The sequence below is a fragment of the Algoriphagus limi genome (genome assembly GCF_024919275.1).
Lineage (GTDB): Bacteria > Bacteroidota > Bacteroidia > Cytophagales > Cyclobacteriaceae > Algoriphagus > Algoriphagus limi.
This window is the reverse complement of record NZ_JANWGH010000001.1, coordinates 533,987-551,051: the sequence shown is the minus strand read 5'-3', so window position 1 is coordinate 551,051 and position 17,065 is coordinate 533,987. Positions and strand designations below refer to the sequence as shown.

The following is a 17,065-nucleotide window of genomic DNA, read 5'->3' as shown; positions in this document are numbered from 1 at the left end:
TATTCCGAAATGGATTTTTTGATGGAGAACCTTTGTTTACAAAAAGGCTTTCCTCTTAAGAATAGAAATTCGAAAAGGATACTATATGTTTGAAATCAAAATTGAAGAAACTTAAAAAATGAAGTTTACGCTGGAAAACGAAAGTCCAATTGATCAAATACAAGCTTTAGATTGCTGGATGGAAGGTGAAATCATTATTGGCGTATCAGATGTGAACGACAGTAATATGAACAAGGTCCTTCGCATCCATACAAATCAGCGAAGTGTTATCGCAAAACAATCTCGACCTTTCGTTCGAAAATTCCCTCAAATCCCTGCTCCAATCGAGCGAATTCAAACCGAAAAACGCTATTATGAAGAAATTCAAAAGGAATCTGAGTTAGCCGGATTCAGTCCCCGAATCCTAGCTTGGTATCCAGAAAGCTACCTCTTGATTACGGAGGATTTGGGAGAGTTAGGTGATTTTTCCGGTATCTATTCCGGTGAGAAGAAACTTCAGACAAACCAAATCCAAGAACTTATCTCCTATTTGAATAAGCTGCATCAGCTACAACCTGTGGATTTCCCTGATAACCTCTCAATGCGAGAATTAAACCACGTGCATATCTTCCATTTTCCTTTTCAGGAGGAAAATGGATTCAATTTGAACACCATTCAAGATGGTTTACAGGAGCTCAGCTTGGCTTATAAAAAGGATCAGGAATTAAAAGATAGAATTACAGAGCTGGGAAAACGGTATCTACAGAAAGGGAAAGTGCTTATTCACGGTGACTATTACCCAGGCAGCTGGATGAATGCAGATGATTCAATAAAAATAATTGACCATGAATTTTCTTTTTTGGGAGATGCGGAGTTTGACTTAGGGGTTTTCTTGGCTCATGGGGATTTTGGAAATCAGGGAAATGAAGTCGAAACCCAGTTAAAATCTAATTACAATATCCCTCTAGATTGGAATTTGGTTCAGGCTTACCGAGGAATAGAAATCATGCGCAGATTGATTGGAATAGCCCAACTTCCATTGAAACTGAACCTAAGTCAAAAAGAAGCTTTATTGAATAAGGCTAAAACTTACCTCTTCTAAATGAGATATTCGATATTAATTTTCTTTCTCTTAGGATTCTTTGCCTGTTCCAGCCCTGAACCCTCCCCTACCTTTGAAAAAAAACTGCTTGAAAGTGGTTTAACCCAAGAAGAACTCCAAGACAAAATCCTAGGAATGATCGTAGGCAGTGCCATTGGAGACGCCATGGGAGCTCCGACTGAAATGTGGCCTAGAGCGTCTATACAATTAGAATATGGTTTTGTCAAAGAATTGGACTCCTTGATTCGAGAAGCTTCCCCTGAAGGCACTTGGCTCCCCAATCTTCCTGAAGGAGGAACTACGGATGATACCAGATGGAAAGTTTTCACTGCTGACTATTTGAGTACTCAAAATCCCGATCAACTTTCAGCAAGGGACTTTGCAAAAAAAATATTAGATACCTACCAAGGATATCTGGAAGAGTCCGACAAGCTAGATAGGCAAGATTCCATTAAAATCGAAAAAGTTAATCTCAAGTTGGGTTGGCTTCAGGAATGGGCTAAGGTTAGCCAGCCTTTTATTTCCGATAATCTTGTTGGATATGCAGATTCCCTGGGTAAATTCTATGGTGGAGAAATGGTCTGTGCAGGCTTACTATATGCTCCTACTTTAGGGACCTATTTTCCCGGAAATCCTGAAAAAGCTTATCAGGAAGCCTACAAATTATCCATTTATGATCTGGGCTATGCCAAAGACTTAACAGCATTAAGTGCTGCCATGACAGCCGCAGGGATGAAAAAGAATGCAAGCCCGGATTCTTTGTTGGCTTCTTTGGAGGTGGATCCACAACATTATTTTGAAAGCCGTTTAGTTGGTAGAACTGCTAACCGGATTATCAATGATGCTCTTTTCATTGTCGAAGAAGCAAAGAAATTAGATTCTTTAGGAAATCACATGGACCCTGAAAGTCCAGCTTTAAAATTTGCCTTTTCTCAATTGGATGCCCGGATTCAGGATATGCCATTTCATGCAGGGGAAATTTTCCTTCAGACTTTGACGGCAATGATTTATTCTGACTTCGATTTTATGAATACCCTGATCTTTCTTACGAATTATGGTCGGGACAACGATACCACAGCTGCTTTGGCCGGAGCAATTTTAGGAGCTTATTATGGATTTGAAAAACTACCCATAAAGGAAAAGCAACAGGTCTTATCGGTCAATAAAGAATTACTGGGAATTGATCTGGAAGAATCTGGAAAAAAATTAAGTGACCACCTTCTTGGTAAATAAAAAAAGTCCCAAATCGCTAGACTTGGGACTTTTCCATTCAATTTGATGAATTTAGAAATACAGATTCTTGGTTCTTCCCAAATTATCTGTGATCTCAAAATAGACCTCATCAGGACTTACACCCTTCAATTTGAAATCTTTGCGGAATCCGTCAGGATGATTGATAGTTTCAGCATGAATTAACTTATCAGAATCCATGTAGCGAACTTTTACATCAACTCCTGGTTCTGTCAATCCAATCACAGCAATATTGACTGTTTCAGAATCGACTACTTTTCCGTATGCCATCAAAGGATATTCATCCATTTTAGGACGCTTGTCAAAAGTTTCTACGGTGTAAATTACCTCATCCTCTTCAGTAGAAATTTTCACTTGATATTCTCCACAAGGAAGATTGTTCAAATCGTAAGGAATCAAAACTTTTTCATCACCTACTTTGACTTTACGTTGATGAAGGATTTTACCATCTTCATCCATGATGGCCACTTTTGTCTTTCCAATGCCTTCATTTAAAAGGACATTTACTTTCTTAAATTTTGCCCGAGCATCGGTGTTTTCTAAAAGATCCTCGTTTGAATTGGCTGCTAGAGTGCTGGTAGCTAAAAGTCCAGCAAGTGCGAATGTGAATAACGTTTTCATAATGTGTAGTTGGTTTAGTGTTGTGCTTTTCCTGTTGCCAAGCACGTACCAATGCCAATTGGAAAAAATTTACGCTACCAATTCTGACTTCCAGTTTTTGTAAAAATTAAGGAATCAACCGAATAAAATTTTGAATGCTTGAGGAATTTGAACCAAAACCTGTTTTAATTCTGAACTATTCTTAGACAAAATGCCACAAAACCGAACACTTTGAGTCAAAAACACTCAAATCGAGGGTTGCATTTTAGTATAGAGATTAAGGTAAATTAATTTTGAAAAAAATTTTCACGGACATAACTCCCTGACTACAAAGCAAAAAAGCTGTACGAATGTGTACAGCTCTTGTCCGTCCTGAAACAGTCTTTTGATTTAAATCAAACTTTTTTAAGCTCCAAACTGAGTTGCTTTACCCTGTCTTTAATAGAAATATCTGAAATATCCATATCCAGTGAAGTTGCTTTTAAAAAGTCTACAACCGCTCCTTGATGGTCAGTGGATTTCCCTTCTGCCAAAGTCACATAGCGCATAGTAGACCACAGGACTGTCTTCAATTGAGTCTTACTATCATCTGTCATGTAATATTCCACTACAATAGTATTGTGATTATGCCAGATTATTCGACTCATGATACGAACCCACTCACCTACCATAGCAGGTTTTACATAGCTGATGTTATGGTTATACACCACCCAAGCCGCTTTATACTTTCTAATAAGGTCTATGACTTCCACCCCATAGAGCTTGGGAACCTGATCTTCCCGGGCATTGAAGAAGTAATCGAAATATTTCGCATTGTTTAAATGCTGTAAAGGATCACAATCCTGAAAACGAATCACCACTCGGCTTTCGGTTTCTTTGGGATAATGCTTCTCTTGATTATACTCAAACATAGCTTTAGGATTGAAAATAACTTGAATCGATCAATTGTATGCCTTTACTCTTCATTTCTTGCAACGCTTTTTCCCCATCATTTGCATCCAAATTCACTGCTTTGGTTGCATCTTGAATCAGATAGGTCTCAAAACCCAAGGATTGCCCATCTAAAGCTGTAAACTTTACGCAATAGTCCTGAGCCAATCCACATACAAAAATTCGCTCCACACCTTCTTTTCGAAGAAAATCCGCTAAACCCGTATCTCCTCTTCTGGAATTGTCAAAAAAACCAGAATAGGAATCAACTCGAGGATTCATTCCCTTTTGAAAAATGGCTTTCCAATTAGACTTATCCAGATCTTGATGAAATTCTGCCCCTTTTGATCCTTGGACACAGTGAACTGGCCAAAGAACTTGGGAAATCCCATCCAGATCAATAACCTCACCTGGATTTTTACCCGGATGATTGGCAGCAAAACTCAAATGCTCAGCAGGATGCCAGTCCTGTGTAGCCACAATTAGATCAAATTGAGATTGAATCTTATTGATGATAGGAATGATTTGATGCCCTTCTGATACTGCCAATGCTCCACCGGGTAAAAAGTCATATTGGACATCTACTATGATTAATGCGTCCTTTTTACTCATTTTCATCTTCAAATTTTTTCGCTTTCAAAACCAAATCCATCCGTAAATGGTGCAAGTTTTCCTCTAATCCAACAGGATAAATGTGTGGATTGACTAATCGCTTGTGAGTCTTGTCAAAGGATCCCAATTGATCTTTGGTTCGCTGCCTGATCTTTTCAATAGGAGGACAAGAATAAATAACCTTCCCATCCTTAAAAATCGGCTTCAAAAGATCCTCGCCTTGATAAAAAGCCGGCATGATGCGTTTCCGTCGGGTTGGGTCCAAAGGATCAATAATTACCGTACCTCGAGGATTGACCTCTTGATCTTCAAGAAAAATCATATCTGCCACTGCTTTCCCTTGGGAATAGTAGCGTCTCACATTATGAATTCCCGGGATATTGATTTTTAAGGTTTGCTGAGACACCTTGATTTTTGGCTGCCACTCTTCTTCTTCAGTTCGAATCGCAGACAACTTATATACCGCTCCCAAGGCAGGTTGATCAAAAGCAGTGACCAATTTGGTACCCACTCCCCACACATTGATAGAAGCTTCCTGAGACTTCAAAGAAGCAATGATATACTCATCCAAATCATTGGAGGCTACGATCTTGGCATTTGGAAAACCTGCTGCATCGAGCATTTCTCTCGCCTGATTGGAAAAATAAGCCAAATCCCCACTATCGATCCGGACTCCCACCATTTCCTTTCCTTTGGCTCTCAAAATCTCAGCAACTCTTATGGCATTTTTGATCCCTTGCAAGGTATCGTAAGTATCTACCAAAAAGACACATTGATCCGGGAAAGCATCAGCATAGGCTTCAAAAGCCTCTAGTTCGCTTTCAAAAGACATGATCCAGCTATGAGCGTGTGTACCTGAAACAGGAATCCCAAAAAGTTTGCCTGCCATGACATTGCTAGTAGAAGTACAACCACCGATGTAAGCAGCTCTACTGGCAGCCAAAGCACCATCAATCCCTTGAGCTCTTCTTAAACCAAATTCAAGTACCGGCTCACCTTTGGCAGCTAATGTAATACGAGCGGCTTTGGTGGCGATAAGAGTCTGGAAATTCAAAATATTCAAAAGAGGCGTTTCCAGCAATTGACACTGAATCAAAGGTCCTTTGACTCGTAAAATGGGCGCATTGGGAAAGACAACTGTCCCCTCTTCCACTGCATCAATATCACAGCTAAACCGAAGATTTTCCAAGTAATCCAAAAAGCCTTTTTCAAATTGGGGAGAGCCATCAGGGGCCTTCATCCCCGCGAGATATTCAATGTCTTTTTTCTCAAAATGAAAGTTGCGACAATAATCAACCACATATTCCAAGCCTGCTGCTATTGTAAATCCGCCTTGAAAAGGATGTTTTCTAAAAAATAGATTGAAAACCGCCTCTTCTTCTCCTTTACCGGCTTTCCAGTAGGCATAGGCCATAGTGAGTTGATAAAAATCCGTGAGCAGTGCTAAACTTCCCTGATAAAGGTCTTTGGTGATTTTCATAGAATCTGCTTTCCTTCAAAGTTAAGCCAGTATCTGCTAGTACCGATAATTTTGCCCTATTTTTATCAGCAATTACTCTTTTTACTACAAAGCCATTAAAATTTCAAATTTTATGGTTACGTTTTTTACACCTGTTTCGACAAAATAACGAATGATCAAATGAAGGTAAATCGCAAGTGGAGAGATGATGAATTAGTCCAAATGATCCTACAAAAGAAAGATCAGAATTTGGCAATTTCTCAACTATATGAACAGCATTATGGCTTACTGGAAAATTTGATCATTCAAAATTCAGGCTCTGCTGACGATGCTGCAGACATCATTCAGGAAACAATGTTGGTATTTGTTCAAATGGTTATATCAGGAAAATTTCGAGGTGAATCCGCCATAAAATCTATCCTTTACAGCATTGCAAAAAACCAGTGGATATCTGAATTAAGGAAACGAAAAAGTAGTCAAAAGAGGAATGAATATTTCCATACTCAGGATGACAATGATTCAGTTGCAGTTGTAGAAGCCATATCCCAGCAAGAAGACTACAATTTTATCATGAGTCTTTTTGAAAGGCTAGGTGAAAAATGCCGAAAAATACTTCAGCTATTTTACTATGAAGAATTACCCATGAAAGAAATATGTGAGCAAATGGAATTCAGTTCAGAACAGGTGTTGCGAAACAAAAAGTATAAATGCCTCAAAGCACTTAATGAATCTGTATTGGCAAATCCATCAATCAAATCCAATTTCCAAAAAGCGCTGAGAAATGAAGACTAATATCGACCTGAATGTATTAGAAGACTACCTGGACAAAAAATTGACACCAGAGAAGCAATTGGAGGTAGAAAACGCTTTGGCTAAAGATGGGGATCTTAATCTAGAACTTAAGACTCTTGAAAAAAGTCGAAACGCCATTCAACTGGCTGAATGGAAAAAAGTCATCGCCTCAAGCCAATCTGATTTTCTAGAATATCGAAAAACACATTCATTGAACACGGATGGAAACAAATCAAGTATTGGCACCTGGTTCCTTCGAATAGCTGCTTCATTTATCGTTGTATTGGTGGGGTTGGGTTCATTTCTTGTTTTAAGCACCACGCCAGAAAATTTAGAGAAGAATTTCCTTTCTTATCAAGTACCAGTAATGCGAGGGGAAGGGGAATCCACCTTAAGTCAATTAAAAGAAGCCTACAGTAAGAATGATTTTCAACTAGTTATAGAGCTTGGATCAAATCAACAAAATCTAGATAAGGAGGGCCTGTTCCTTGTCGCGATGAGTAATTTGGAATTAGGAAATGGAATGGAAGCAGCTTCAGAACTATTGGAGCTTCAAAATAAGAATCAGCAGGATGAAGTCTCATTTCTAGATGATGAGATCGATTATTACCTCGTTAAAGCTTACATCCTTCAAGGTGATTATTCAAAGGCCAAGAATCAAGTGGATAAAATTCGATCAACCCCAAATCATAAATACAGAAGAAACGTGGATAGATGGGATGCGTTTAAAATTCAAATTTTGGATTGGAAAAACTGATTTGCACTAATCCCTAATTCAATTCGTTAAAAAAAAATTGAAAATCGCGGTTACATTTTTTGGAACTGCTTCGACTTAAGACAAAACAAAAGAACTGAACCATGAAAAATTATCAATTAGTAACAATCGCCGTCCTAGTTTCACTTTTCTCTTGTGGAGAAAAAGAAGAACCAGTAGCTATTGGAAGTGGAGACATTCAATTGGGAATTGGTGTAAAGCTAAGCAATAGCTCTACTCCAAACGGTCGTATTTTGGAACAAGGCGTAAGGATTACAAGCGGATTTTTGCAAGTAAAAGAAGTTGAACTAGAAGTCGAAGGTAGAGATGACAATGGGGAATTTGAGCGCGAAGTGTCCTATCGTTTCCCAGAGATCAAAAAAATCAACTTCGATGAGTTTTCATCTGATGTAGACTTTTTCATCAATATCGAATCAGGAAATTATGAGGAAATCGAATTCGAAATAGACCTTATTGATCACCGAAGTGAACCTAGTATTTTCTTAGAAGGAACTTTCGGGAAATCAGACGGAAGTACTATTCCACTCCGACTAGAAGTTTATGGAGATGATGACGATGATCTTGATTTTGAGCTCGAACTTGAAGGGGACGATGATAAACTCTTTTACATCGACGAAATCAACAATCCATTAGCCTTAATGGAGATAAACGCTGAAAACTGGTTCAGTGGAATCTCACAATCTGAACTGGAGGATGCTGAATTTACAGATGGTGTGCTAGTAATTTCCAGAGATATAAACTCTTCAATCTATTATAGAATTCTGAAGAAAATCGAAGAATCTTCTGACATCGAATTGGAATTGAACTAGGGCCTCAATTCTTTCGATCTAATCCGGCAGAGTAATTTGCCGGATTTTTTTATTTAAACTACTTTCTAAAAAAGCGAATCGCTATTCCATATGCCAATCCTGCTATCAAAAGGAAAACAGCGAAATATAAAATGAATCGAAGTAATCGGTCTTGCTGAGACACGGATTGTATTTGACCTAGTAATATAAAATTGCTCCAATAAGGGGTTTCTGCAAATTGAGCCATTTGAGGGTCATTTAGCAATTCCAATTTGGCTAATTGCAATGCTTCAGCATAGGTTTTTCCACCTTCCAATTCCTCATAAAATTTCTGAGATAAATAGGCTGCTACCTGGTCTTCTGTCAACCAAAGCGTAGAGACTAATTGCTCAACACCAGACATTGCAAAACTTCTTGCCAAAGAAACCAATCCTTCCGATTCACTAAATCGACCCGAAGCTGTTTCACATGCGCTTAAGAAAACCAACTCAACTTTATCCAAAGGCTGATAACTTAATTCAGAATCAAATAATCGAAAGTCACCAGATGGATAAAAAGCAATAAATGACGCTTCAGACTGCTCTCCGGAAGCAATAGCATGAGTTGCTAAATGAATGTAGCGGGATTGTCCAGCATCTTTTAAGAATGTTGATTTATCTGCATCTTTTCCAAAATATTTTTTACCTGGAAGATTGTCAATTTCTATTTGAGATCCCGGTAATGCCGGCAAGTTTTCAATACCAACCTGAGCATCTGAGAAAGGAGCAAAACTGAATAATTCATCGCCTTCCCAATCAGTCCTGCCCATTTTTCGAATTTGTAATGCCGTGAATTGGTAAATGATTGGAATCTTCTGTATCAAAAACTCGTCTTCTACTGGAGATTCATCAAAAGATACTCCTGAAAATACTCCATGAGGAATAATCATTAAGACGCTTTTTCTTTCCCATTCGATATCCAAAAAGAAGCTTTCACTTAGTTCAGAAAGAATTTCAGGCCTTTTATATGGAAGACCTGCCCTCCAAGTCCGAAGTTTATTTTTCCAATCTTGAATTGACTTTCTTTCTGTCTCTCCCCATGGAATCATGTGCCAATCCAAGCCGGATTCATCAAGCACAAAAAGGTTGAGTTGGTCATTTCCTTCAAAAATTGAAAAAAGAATTGCCTCATCTGGTAATTGTTCTTGAATTGACTCCAATTTAATTTCCGTCCTTATTGCAGCTTGCGGATAAAATGTTTTGATTTTATCTCTTGTTCGGGAAAGCTCAATCTGCAAGCCATTAAACTCTTCTTTTAATCCCTCTATTTCAGAGGGGTCTTGAGACTCATATTGCTTTCTATAGTTTATAGCTAGTCGTTGCTGAAGTTCTTTTTCTGTTGCTAAAAGCTCTCTAGGAACACCTGAATTTTCTTTTAGTTTATTTTCAAGCACTCCCAACCTCAAAGCACTTGATTTACTTTGTTCTGCCAAGATAAAAGCCTGATTTTTATACTCAATCTCAGCACTTTTTGAATAAAAAGTGAAAAGATTAGCGATTGCATTTTTATAAGCCTCGATAACCTGATCCCCTAAGAAAATTCGGGCTTCATCATTATCAAAATTGGAAGAAAGGTAGTCTGCCAAAGAAAAGGCAACTTGGTAAGTGTCCTTACCAAGGGAATAATATGATTGGTCTTCTTCCTTTTGAAATATTAGCCATGCCGTTTCCGCTTTGGCGACCAAATTCTCAAAGAGTGAAATGGAAGCCATTCCCAACGATAGATCTGAGGGGTTAGAAAAATAATCCTCAGAACTAAATTCGGGATGGAGTTCTACAACCGCTTGATGAAAGTAATTAAGTGCCTCTTTTTCCTGATTCAATAATCTATAGTAGTTGCCCTTATTTTGGAAATAGATCCCTCTTTGATAATTCTTTTGAGGAATTCCAAGGCTATCCAGGGTTTGCTCCGTAAGAACTAAAAGGCTATCCGCTTTTTTTAAAGCATTTGTCTGTAAATAAGCTTTAGCCATAAGGTTTAAGAAAGAAAGTTGATTTCCTTCACCAGGATTTTGAATTTGACTTAAGACCGTCAAGGCCTCTTCTCCCCGATTTTCCTTCAAAAAAGTATTTGCCAAATTGATCCGGATTTGGTTGGTATTAATATTCCAGTCCAATAATTGAAAATAGATGCTTCGAGCGCTATCATATTCCTTCAAATGATAGAGTGCGGAGGCTTTATTGCTTAAAAAGCTATACCGAGCATATTGAATATAATCAGGATCTCCCCCTTCTAAATAGGTTTCGGCTTGAGTAAAATAGGTAATGCTCTGAAGGTAATTTCCTGTTTCAAAATAATAGACACCTAAGGCATTGAACAATCGCTCCGGCAAAGCAGAAGCTCCCAGATTTTGCTGAATACGTTCAGCCTCCTTCAGGTGTAAAATAGCAGAGTCCAATCGACTCATTCTAAAAAGAACTTCCCCTAAGAATAAATTTGAATTATAAACTGAGCTGTCTGCAAGCCCAAAAACCTTGGCATAATTGATGGCTTTTCTATAAGAGTTCGCCGCCTCTTGCTGTTGATTATATAGGAGTAACAAACTACCAAGATTCTCCGAAGCTCGAACAAAAGCCCTTGCTTGAGCGCTGTCTGGAACTTCAGCCAATACTTGCTTGTAAATTTCTATTGCGAGTAAATCATCCTCCTCTTGGGGATAGGGCAAGTTATAGAGAGAGTCTGCTTTTCGAATAAGATTTTTTACTGATTGGCCTATGGCTCCAAAAGGAAGAAATAATAGAATGCAAAAAAATATTTGAAGAATAGATTTGAACACAGAAGGAGCTATTAAGGCCCCTACTCCAATCTAGCAACGATTACTATAAAAGGCGGTCTTGGGGATCTTCGAGGCCTGGTTTCATTCAACACCCTGAAATTAAAAGAATTTCCCGACCTACTTTCATTGATTAGGTCACTTTTTTCCTCTATATCATCCAAAAGAGCTTGAGGAATATCTGCTACTGTTTCATAATAAAAAAAGCGCAATGGAATAGAATTTAGGGCATTCGCACTCAAATCGGGCAATTGATAATATAGTTCCACATCTAGAGATTCTCCATTTACTGGTACAGATCCAAAGGTCCCGTTTTCTACTGTTTCCAATAAGTCAAAAACACCCTTACTGGAAATTTCAAAACCTAAATCTTCCAACAATTGCCCAGTAGGGTTTTCTACATCAAAATCACAACTATTATCATCACTTCCATCATCAGAATCATCATCCGGACATGGTAAAGGAAGACCAGGAACTCCATTGTAAACTGGACCAGCAAGGGTTTCATTTTGATCCAAAACATAAATGCCGTCTAAATAATTAACCCCACCTATGGTAACAAAAGTCTCGCATGCCTGAGTTGATCCGTTGGGTATAAAAGTGATTTTATATTTAAGACCTGTTTCACTTGCATTCACATCTATAACACCGGTATTGGGGTCAATGGCAAGCCCTTCCGGAGAAACTTCAAATGTTCCTTCACCTTCAAGATTATTCTGAGGGCTCACCAAAACCGATTGAGTTGCACTGATATAATAAATGGTATCTGCGTAGCTTAATTGATTACAATCGAATGAAGCTCCACCACCAGGACCTTCAACCTCCTTGTTACAAGAAAAAATCAAGAATGCTATTGCCACAATAAAGGCAATGTATGAAAATTGCTTAGGGCTCATAGTACTATGCTTTTTCCTTAGTCGTAACAACCCACCATTTTGTAACCATTCCATTTATTTTTCTCTCAAATTCAATAAAATTCCCAACAGCACTAACCCCATCCCAAGGTACGAAGCCAATTCGAAAGTTTCCCCAAACAGGATAAAACCAAAAACTAGTGCATAAACAATCCCCAAATAACTCAGGCTAGAAACCTTGGAAACATTCGATTTTTGGTAGGCTACCGTCATAAAATACTGGGCTGCTTGTGTACATATCCCGATCCAAAGCAACAATAACCAATCCACTCCTTCCGGCTGAACCCAAGAAAAATAGCTAAAAATGGTTGCTATAGGCATAGTCACTAGAGGGAAGTAAAAAATAATGACGAGCGGATGTTCTGAAGTCTTCAATTTTCGGATCACATTGTAGGCCATCCCTGAAAACAATGCGGAAACAATTCCAATAGAAGCGTAAAGTAAATTTACCCTAGGATCAAAACCTTGTATTACCAAAACCCCCACAAAAGAAAGTCCGAAATAGATAAATTGAATAGGTTTCACCTTTTCCTTCACGATGAAAATCCCCAAGATGGTGGTGAAAATGGGCGATAGATATTGGATGGTAACAGCACTTGCCAAGGGGATTTTTTGAAGAGTATAGAAAAATGAAATCAGTCCAATCGATCCCACTATCCCACGAATAATTAATAGAAGTTTATTATTCCCAAAAACGGGCACATGTTGCTTTCGAAGCACGATAAAACTGAAAATCAGACTGAAAAGAGAGCGAAAAAGAATAATCTCAATCGCGGGGATATGAGGTATAAACTTGACTGATACATTCATCAGGGCAAAAAATATCCCCGCCAAAAGCATGGATTGAACTCCTGATAATTTCAAGGGTGAATAAACTTAGGGTAAAACATGATCCACGCAAAGTTCGTGGAAAGTTTCGATTTTCCTCAATTTTCAATTTTGTCTAACTTTTGACAAAAATTCTTGTTTTGGCTTTATGGCATTAAAAATTGGAACAAAAGCACCGGATTTCAGCTTGAAGGGAACGGCTGGATTGGAATTGAATTTACATCAGGATTTAGCTGGGAAAACTTTCATTCTTTATTTCTACCCAAAAGATTTTACTCCGGGTTGTACAGCTGAAGCTTGCGAATTCAGAGATCAATTTGAAGCATTCCGAAATTTGGATGTCCCTGTTTATGGAATCAGTCGGGATAATTTGGAAACTCACGAAAAATTCAAAAAAGCGCACCGACTGCCTTTTGAACTGCTTTCTGATGAGAGCGGCAAGGTATGTAAAGCTTATGATGCCTTGATCCCCTTGATCAAAATGCCTAAACGCATCACCTATTTAATCGACTCGGAATTAAAAATCGTTGGTGTATTTCAGGATATGTTTGAATCGAAAGCGCACATACAAAGCATGCTGAATCAGATTCAGAAATAAATCACACCATCACTCCATCCTTCATCTCGAGTTTCCGGTCAGCCATTTGAGCGAGTTCCTCATTGTGAGTTACAATGACGAAAGCCTGCCCCAATTCATCCCTAAGCTTAAAAAACAACTCATGGAGTTGGTGAGCATTTTTTGTATCAAGGTTTCCGCTGGGCTCATCTGCAAAAACAATTTTGGGATCGTTAATTAAAGCCCGGGCAACTGCGACTCTTTGCTGCTCTCCTCCCGATAGGCCAGAAGGTTTATGATCCAATCGGTGGGAAATCCCCAATAATTCAGCTAAATCAAGAGCACGCTTTTTTAGTTTTTCTTCAGCTGTTCCCTGAATAAATCCAGGAATTTGGATATTTTCTAAGGCTGTAAATTCCGGCAAAAGATTGTGAAATTGAAAAATGAACCCGATTTGCTGATTCCGAAATCCAGCCAACTTTTCCCGTTTCATTCCGAAAAGATCCACGCCATCAACAAGCACCTGACCAGAGTCAGGTTGGTCCAAAGTTCCAAGAATATGGAGCAAGGTACTTTTTCCTGCACCTGAGGAGCCCACAATGGACACTATCTCAGATTGGGATATTTCCAGATTTACTCCTTTCAAAACATGAAGGCTTCCGTAGGACTTATGAATCTCTCTGGCTGTCAGCATACTAGATTGCAATCAAATGAAATAGACTTTCCAATTTTAACTGGAAAATCGAAATAAAGGGCTTTTTTTTCATAAAAAAGGCTTTTTGTAGGTTTGATTTATAAAAAGGAAGGGCTTAACTTCGCCAAAAATTTTGAGCAATGAACATACACGAGTATCAGGCAAAAGAAGTATTGAAAGGTTATGGTGTACGGGTTCAACAAGGAATCGTAGCTGACACACCAGAAGCTGCACATGAAGCAGCAGTAAAACTAAATGCAGAAACCGGTACTTCCTGGTACGTAGTGAAAGCTCAAATTCACGCCGGAGGACGAGGAAAAGGTAAAATCCAAGAAACCGGGTCTAACGGTGTGGTTTTGGCCAAAAAGTTGGAAGAGGTAAGTGAGAAAGCCCGAAATATTTTGGGTGGCACCCTAGTAACTCATCAAACAGGTCCTGAAGGGAAAAAAGTAAACAAGGTTTTGATTGCTGAGGATGTATACTATCCAGGTGATTCCGAACCAAAAGAATATTACCTCTCAATCCTACTAGACCGCGCTAAAGGTTGCAATGTCATCATGGCATCTACCGAAGGTGGTATGGATATCGAAGAGGTTGCTGAAAAAAGCCCAGAGAAAATCATCAAGGAGTGGATCGACCCTAAAGTTGGTTTGCAAGGCTTCCAAGTTCGTAAAGTAGCTTTCAAACTTGGTCTTTCAGGAAATGCTTTCAAAGAGATGGTTAAATTTATTGCCGCTCTTTACAAAGCGTATGAAGCTACCGATTCATCTCAATTTGAAATCAACCCAGTTCTTAAGACTTCTGACGATAAGATTCTAGCTGTTGATGCTAAAGTAAACTTGGATGACAATGCCTTGTACAGACACAAAGACTTGGCTGAGCTAAGAGACATCACCGAAGAGGATCCTTTGGAAGTAGAAGCTGGAAAATCCGGTCTTAACTATGTAAAACTTGACGGAAACGTAGGTTGCATGGTGAATGGTGCTGGTTTAGCTATGGCAACTATGGACATGATCAAATTGTCCGGTGGTGAGCCTGCTAACTTCCTAGATGTAGGTGGAGGAGCAAATGCAACTACTGTAGAAGCTGGTTTCCGTATTATCCTTCAAGATCCAAATGTTAAAGCCATTTTGATCAACGTATTTGGTGGGATTGTGAGATGTGATAGAATTGCAAGTGGGGTTGTTGAAGCTTACAAATCAATTGGCGATATTCGCGTTCCAATTATCGTAAGATTGCAAGGAACCAACGCAGAAGAAGGTGCTAAAATCATTGACGAGTCAGGATTGAAAGTATTCTCTGCGATTACTTTGAAAGAAGCCGCCGAAAAAGTACAGGCTGTACTGAAAGGCTAATAATAAATGCAGGCGTAGTTCAACTGGATAGAATATCGGATTTCGGCTCCGAGGGTTGAGGGTTCGAATCCTTCCGCCTGTACCAAAGCTCAGACAATTGTCTGGGCTTTTTTTGTTTCAATCCCCAATTCGGTCAAAACTTTTAATCTTGGGAAAATACAAATCTCCAAATTTCAGAAAATAAGAAGGAATGACTTTTATTGGATTTTGGTTAGTAAAAAATTGAATAATTCAAATATGGGCAATAAAAAAGCAGGAGAAAATCCCCTGCCCTTTATTTGAAAACTAAACCAACTATTATTTAACTACCACAATGATTTCAAAAATAATACAATTCTTTTCAAATCAAAATACAAAATAAAAATTTGTTAAAATTTATTTATTCCTTAGGAAACGTACTGCGTTTGAATGCAATTCCCAAAGCAAGGCCTTGGCTAAATTGGATTTTTTCGTCCTGATCCAAATCATAAATACTCAAACTGGTCAAAGAAACCTGAATCAAGTCGGAGACCTTTGCTGTTAAAGCTACATCTAAACGCTGGTCAATTGATTTGAAAGAGAAGGTTTCATAATTAGCATAAAGTTGATGTCTGATGAGTAGACTTACATTTTCAGACAATTTCTTATTCCATTCCAGAAGTGAACTGAAAGCCAACCATTCAGAACGAACCTTATCACCAATCGGCACACCATAATTCTCAGGAACCGTCAAATACAACTCCGTATCAGTCACAAAAGTGAATCGAGGAGAAAAAGGTGAAAGACGAAGCATAAACTCATCATTCGGCTTGTATTCCAAACCCCAAGAAGACATCAAATAGGCCGGGTTGGCAAATTTCGAAATCAGGGTTCTATTCCCATCAGAAAAATCGTAACCGGGAGCAAACTGGCTTAGAAAGTTGATAGAAGTAAATACATTCCAGTGCTTACCAATATTGTAACCAACCTTCGAATCCAAGAAAATACGGTCATTGGATTTACGGGTATCCTCGCCTTGATTTTTCACAACCCCATAAATCATATCCAGGGTATTATCCCAAGTCCACTTATCCTTAGCATAATTTGCCCGACCGTTCAAATACATCCCCAGAGCAATGGAATTCACACCACCACCGGTCCAGTTACTACTGAATGAACCTTGGTTGAAATTCAAACCGCCTCCAATTTCCTTCAACCAAAATGTTGTATCTTTCCCTGCTTCTTGCGCTAAAGTCACCCCAGATACAAAAGTGAAAATCAAAATCGCTACAAATCTTTTCATAAAATTTATCTTCTTGAAAATTAATTGATTGCTAAAAATATGGAAAAGGATACTGAAAATGACCTGATAGTAAGAGATTTTTTGGCTCGTCAGCGAACTACACTAGCCAATGACCGGACCTTATTGTCATACATTCGTACCTCTCTTTATTTCTTGGTCAGTGGAACAGCGCTATTTCAGGTGAAAGGCTTAAACCACATACGGAATTTTGGATACCTGGCTTTTGCCTTAAGCATTATCTTTTTGATCGTTGGGATTATCAACTATTTCAGAGTCAGAAAGCGACTCCAAAAAGGACACTATACCAAAATGTAAAAGAAAAGCCACACCTCGAAAAGTGTAGCCTTTTAATTTGTT

General features: G+C 38.6%; 17 protein-coding genes and 1 tRNA gene. 9 read left to right on the top strand and 9 right to left on the bottom strand.

The window, feature by feature from the left end:
* Positions 1-118 precede the first annotated feature (118 nt).
* A complete protein-coding gene (locus NY014_RS02330; protein WP_259412924.1) occupies positions 119-1,081 on the top strand; it encodes a phosphotransferase in 963 nt (320 codons plus the stop codon).
* Positions 1,082-2,314: an ADP-ribosylglycohydrolase family protein gene (locus tag NY014_RS02325; protein ID WP_259412923.1), complete on the top strand. Its 1,233-nt coding sequence runs from the start codon at positions 1,082-1,084 to the stop codon at positions 2,312-2,314.
* A 51-nt stretch (positions 2,315-2,365) separates the two neighbouring features.
* Here NY014_RS02325 and NY014_RS02320 read toward each other — a convergent pair whose 3' ends face one another.
* The 4 genes from NY014_RS02320 to NY014_RS02305 all read right to left on the bottom strand — a co-directional run bounded on the left by NY014_RS02320 (position 2,366) and on the right by NY014_RS02305 (position 5,954).
* Positions 2,366-2,953: a T9SS type A sorting domain-containing protein gene (locus NY014_RS02320; RefSeq protein ID WP_259412922.1), complete on the bottom strand. Its 588-nt coding sequence runs from the start codon at positions 2,951-2,953 to the stop codon at positions 2,366-2,368.
* 374 nt (positions 2,954-3,327) lie between these two features.
* The gene (locus NY014_RS02315) at positions 3,328-3,843 is read right to left on the bottom strand and encodes an acyl-CoA thioesterase (RefSeq protein ID WP_259412921.1); all 516 of its coding nucleotides are present in this window, start codon (positions 3,841-3,843) and stop codon (positions 3,328-3,330) included.
* A 4-nt stretch (positions 3,844-3,847) separates the two neighbouring features.
* Entirely contained in the window at positions 3,848-4,474 is a 627-nt protein-coding gene (gene pncA, locus NY014_RS02310; RefSeq protein ID WP_259412920.1) for a bifunctional nicotinamidase/pyrazinamidase, read from the bottom strand.
* A complete protein-coding gene (locus NY014_RS02305; RefSeq protein ID WP_259412919.1) occupies positions 4,467-5,954 on the bottom strand; it encodes a nicotinate phosphoribosyltransferase in 1,488 nt (495 codons plus the stop codon). The genes pncA and NY014_RS02305 overlap by 8 nt, the downstream gene beginning before the upstream one ends.
* A gap of 159 nt (positions 5,955-6,113) precedes the next feature.
* Between NY014_RS02305 and NY014_RS02300 the strand changes: the two genes are divergently transcribed.
* From NY014_RS02300 to NY014_RS02290, 3 genes are all read left to right on the top strand, one after another.
* Positions 6,114-6,725 (top strand): RNA polymerase sigma factor, encoded by a 612-nt coding sequence (locus NY014_RS02300; protein WP_259412918.1) that lies wholly within the window; start codon positions 6,114-6,116, stop codon positions 6,723-6,725.
* Complete coding sequence (locus NY014_RS02295; protein ID WP_259412917.1) at positions 6,715-7,482, top strand: hypothetical protein; 768 nt, start codon at positions 6,715-6,717, stop codon at positions 7,480-7,482. The genes NY014_RS02300 and NY014_RS02295 overlap by 11 nt, the downstream gene beginning before the upstream one ends.
* A 101-nt stretch (positions 7,483-7,583) precedes the next feature.
* Positions 7,584-8,309, top strand: a complete 726-nt coding sequence (locus NY014_RS02290; RefSeq protein ID WP_259412916.1) for a hypothetical protein — start codon at positions 7,584-7,586, stop codon at positions 8,307-8,309.
* Between the two features lie 58 nt (positions 8,310-8,367).
* On the opposite strand, the gene NY014_RS02285 is transcribed toward NY014_RS02290, so the two are convergent.
* The 3 genes from NY014_RS02285 to NY014_RS02275 all read right to left on the bottom strand — a co-directional run bounded on the left by NY014_RS02285 (position 8,368) and on the right by NY014_RS02275 (position 12,878).
* Positions 8,368-10,992, bottom strand: coding sequence for a CHAT domain-containing protein (locus tag NY014_RS02285; protein ID WP_259412915.1), 2,625 nt, complete (start codon positions 10,990-10,992; stop codon positions 8,368-8,370).
* A gap of 131 nt (positions 10,993-11,123) precedes the next feature.
* On the bottom strand, positions 11,124-11,996 hold the full coding sequence (locus tag NY014_RS02280; RefSeq protein WP_259412914.1) for a hypothetical protein: 873 nt from the start codon (positions 11,994-11,996) through the stop codon (positions 11,124-11,126).
* 54 nt (positions 11,997-12,050) lie between these two features.
* Entirely contained in the window at positions 12,051-12,878 is an 828-nt protein-coding gene (locus tag NY014_RS02275) for a DMT family transporter (RefSeq protein WP_259412913.1), read from the bottom strand.
* A gap of 112 nt (positions 12,879-12,990) precedes the next feature.
* Here NY014_RS02275 and NY014_RS02270 point away from each other — a divergent pair, with 112 nt between their 5' ends.
* Positions 12,991-13,440, top strand: a complete 450-nt coding sequence (locus NY014_RS02270) for a peroxiredoxin (RefSeq protein ID WP_259412912.1) — start codon at positions 12,991-12,993, stop codon at positions 13,438-13,440.
* A 1-nt stretch (position 13,441) separates the two neighbouring features.
* On the opposite strand, the gene NY014_RS02265 is transcribed toward NY014_RS02270, so the two are convergent.
* Positions 13,442-14,092: an ABC transporter ATP-binding protein gene (locus tag NY014_RS02265; RefSeq protein ID WP_259412911.1), complete on the bottom strand. Its 651-nt coding sequence runs from the start codon at positions 14,090-14,092 to the stop codon at positions 13,442-13,444.
* A gap of 140 nt (positions 14,093-14,232) precedes the next feature.
* Between NY014_RS02265 and sucC the strand changes: the two genes are divergently transcribed.
* Positions 14,233-15,447 (top strand): ADP-forming succinate--CoA ligase subunit beta, encoded by a 1,215-nt coding sequence (gene sucC / locus NY014_RS02260; protein ID WP_259412910.1) that lies wholly within the window; start codon positions 14,233-14,235, stop codon positions 15,445-15,447.
* Between the two features lie 8 nt (positions 15,448-15,455).
* Positions 15,456-15,532: transfer RNA gene (locus NY014_RS02255), tRNA-Arg, on the top strand.
* A gap of 294 nt (positions 15,533-15,826) precedes the next feature.
* On the opposite strand, the gene NY014_RS02250 is transcribed toward NY014_RS02255, so the two are convergent.
* Entirely contained in the window at positions 15,827-16,708 is an 882-nt protein-coding gene (locus NY014_RS02250; protein WP_259412909.1) for a DUF3078 domain-containing protein, read from the bottom strand.
* A gap of 39 nt (positions 16,709-16,747) precedes the next feature.
* Between NY014_RS02250 and NY014_RS02245 the strand changes: the two genes are divergently transcribed.
* Positions 16,748-17,023: a DUF202 domain-containing protein gene (locus NY014_RS02245; protein WP_259412908.1), complete on the top strand. Its 276-nt coding sequence runs from the start codon at positions 16,748-16,750 to the stop codon at positions 17,021-17,023.
* The last annotated feature ends 42 nt before the right edge of the window (positions 17,024-17,065 follow it).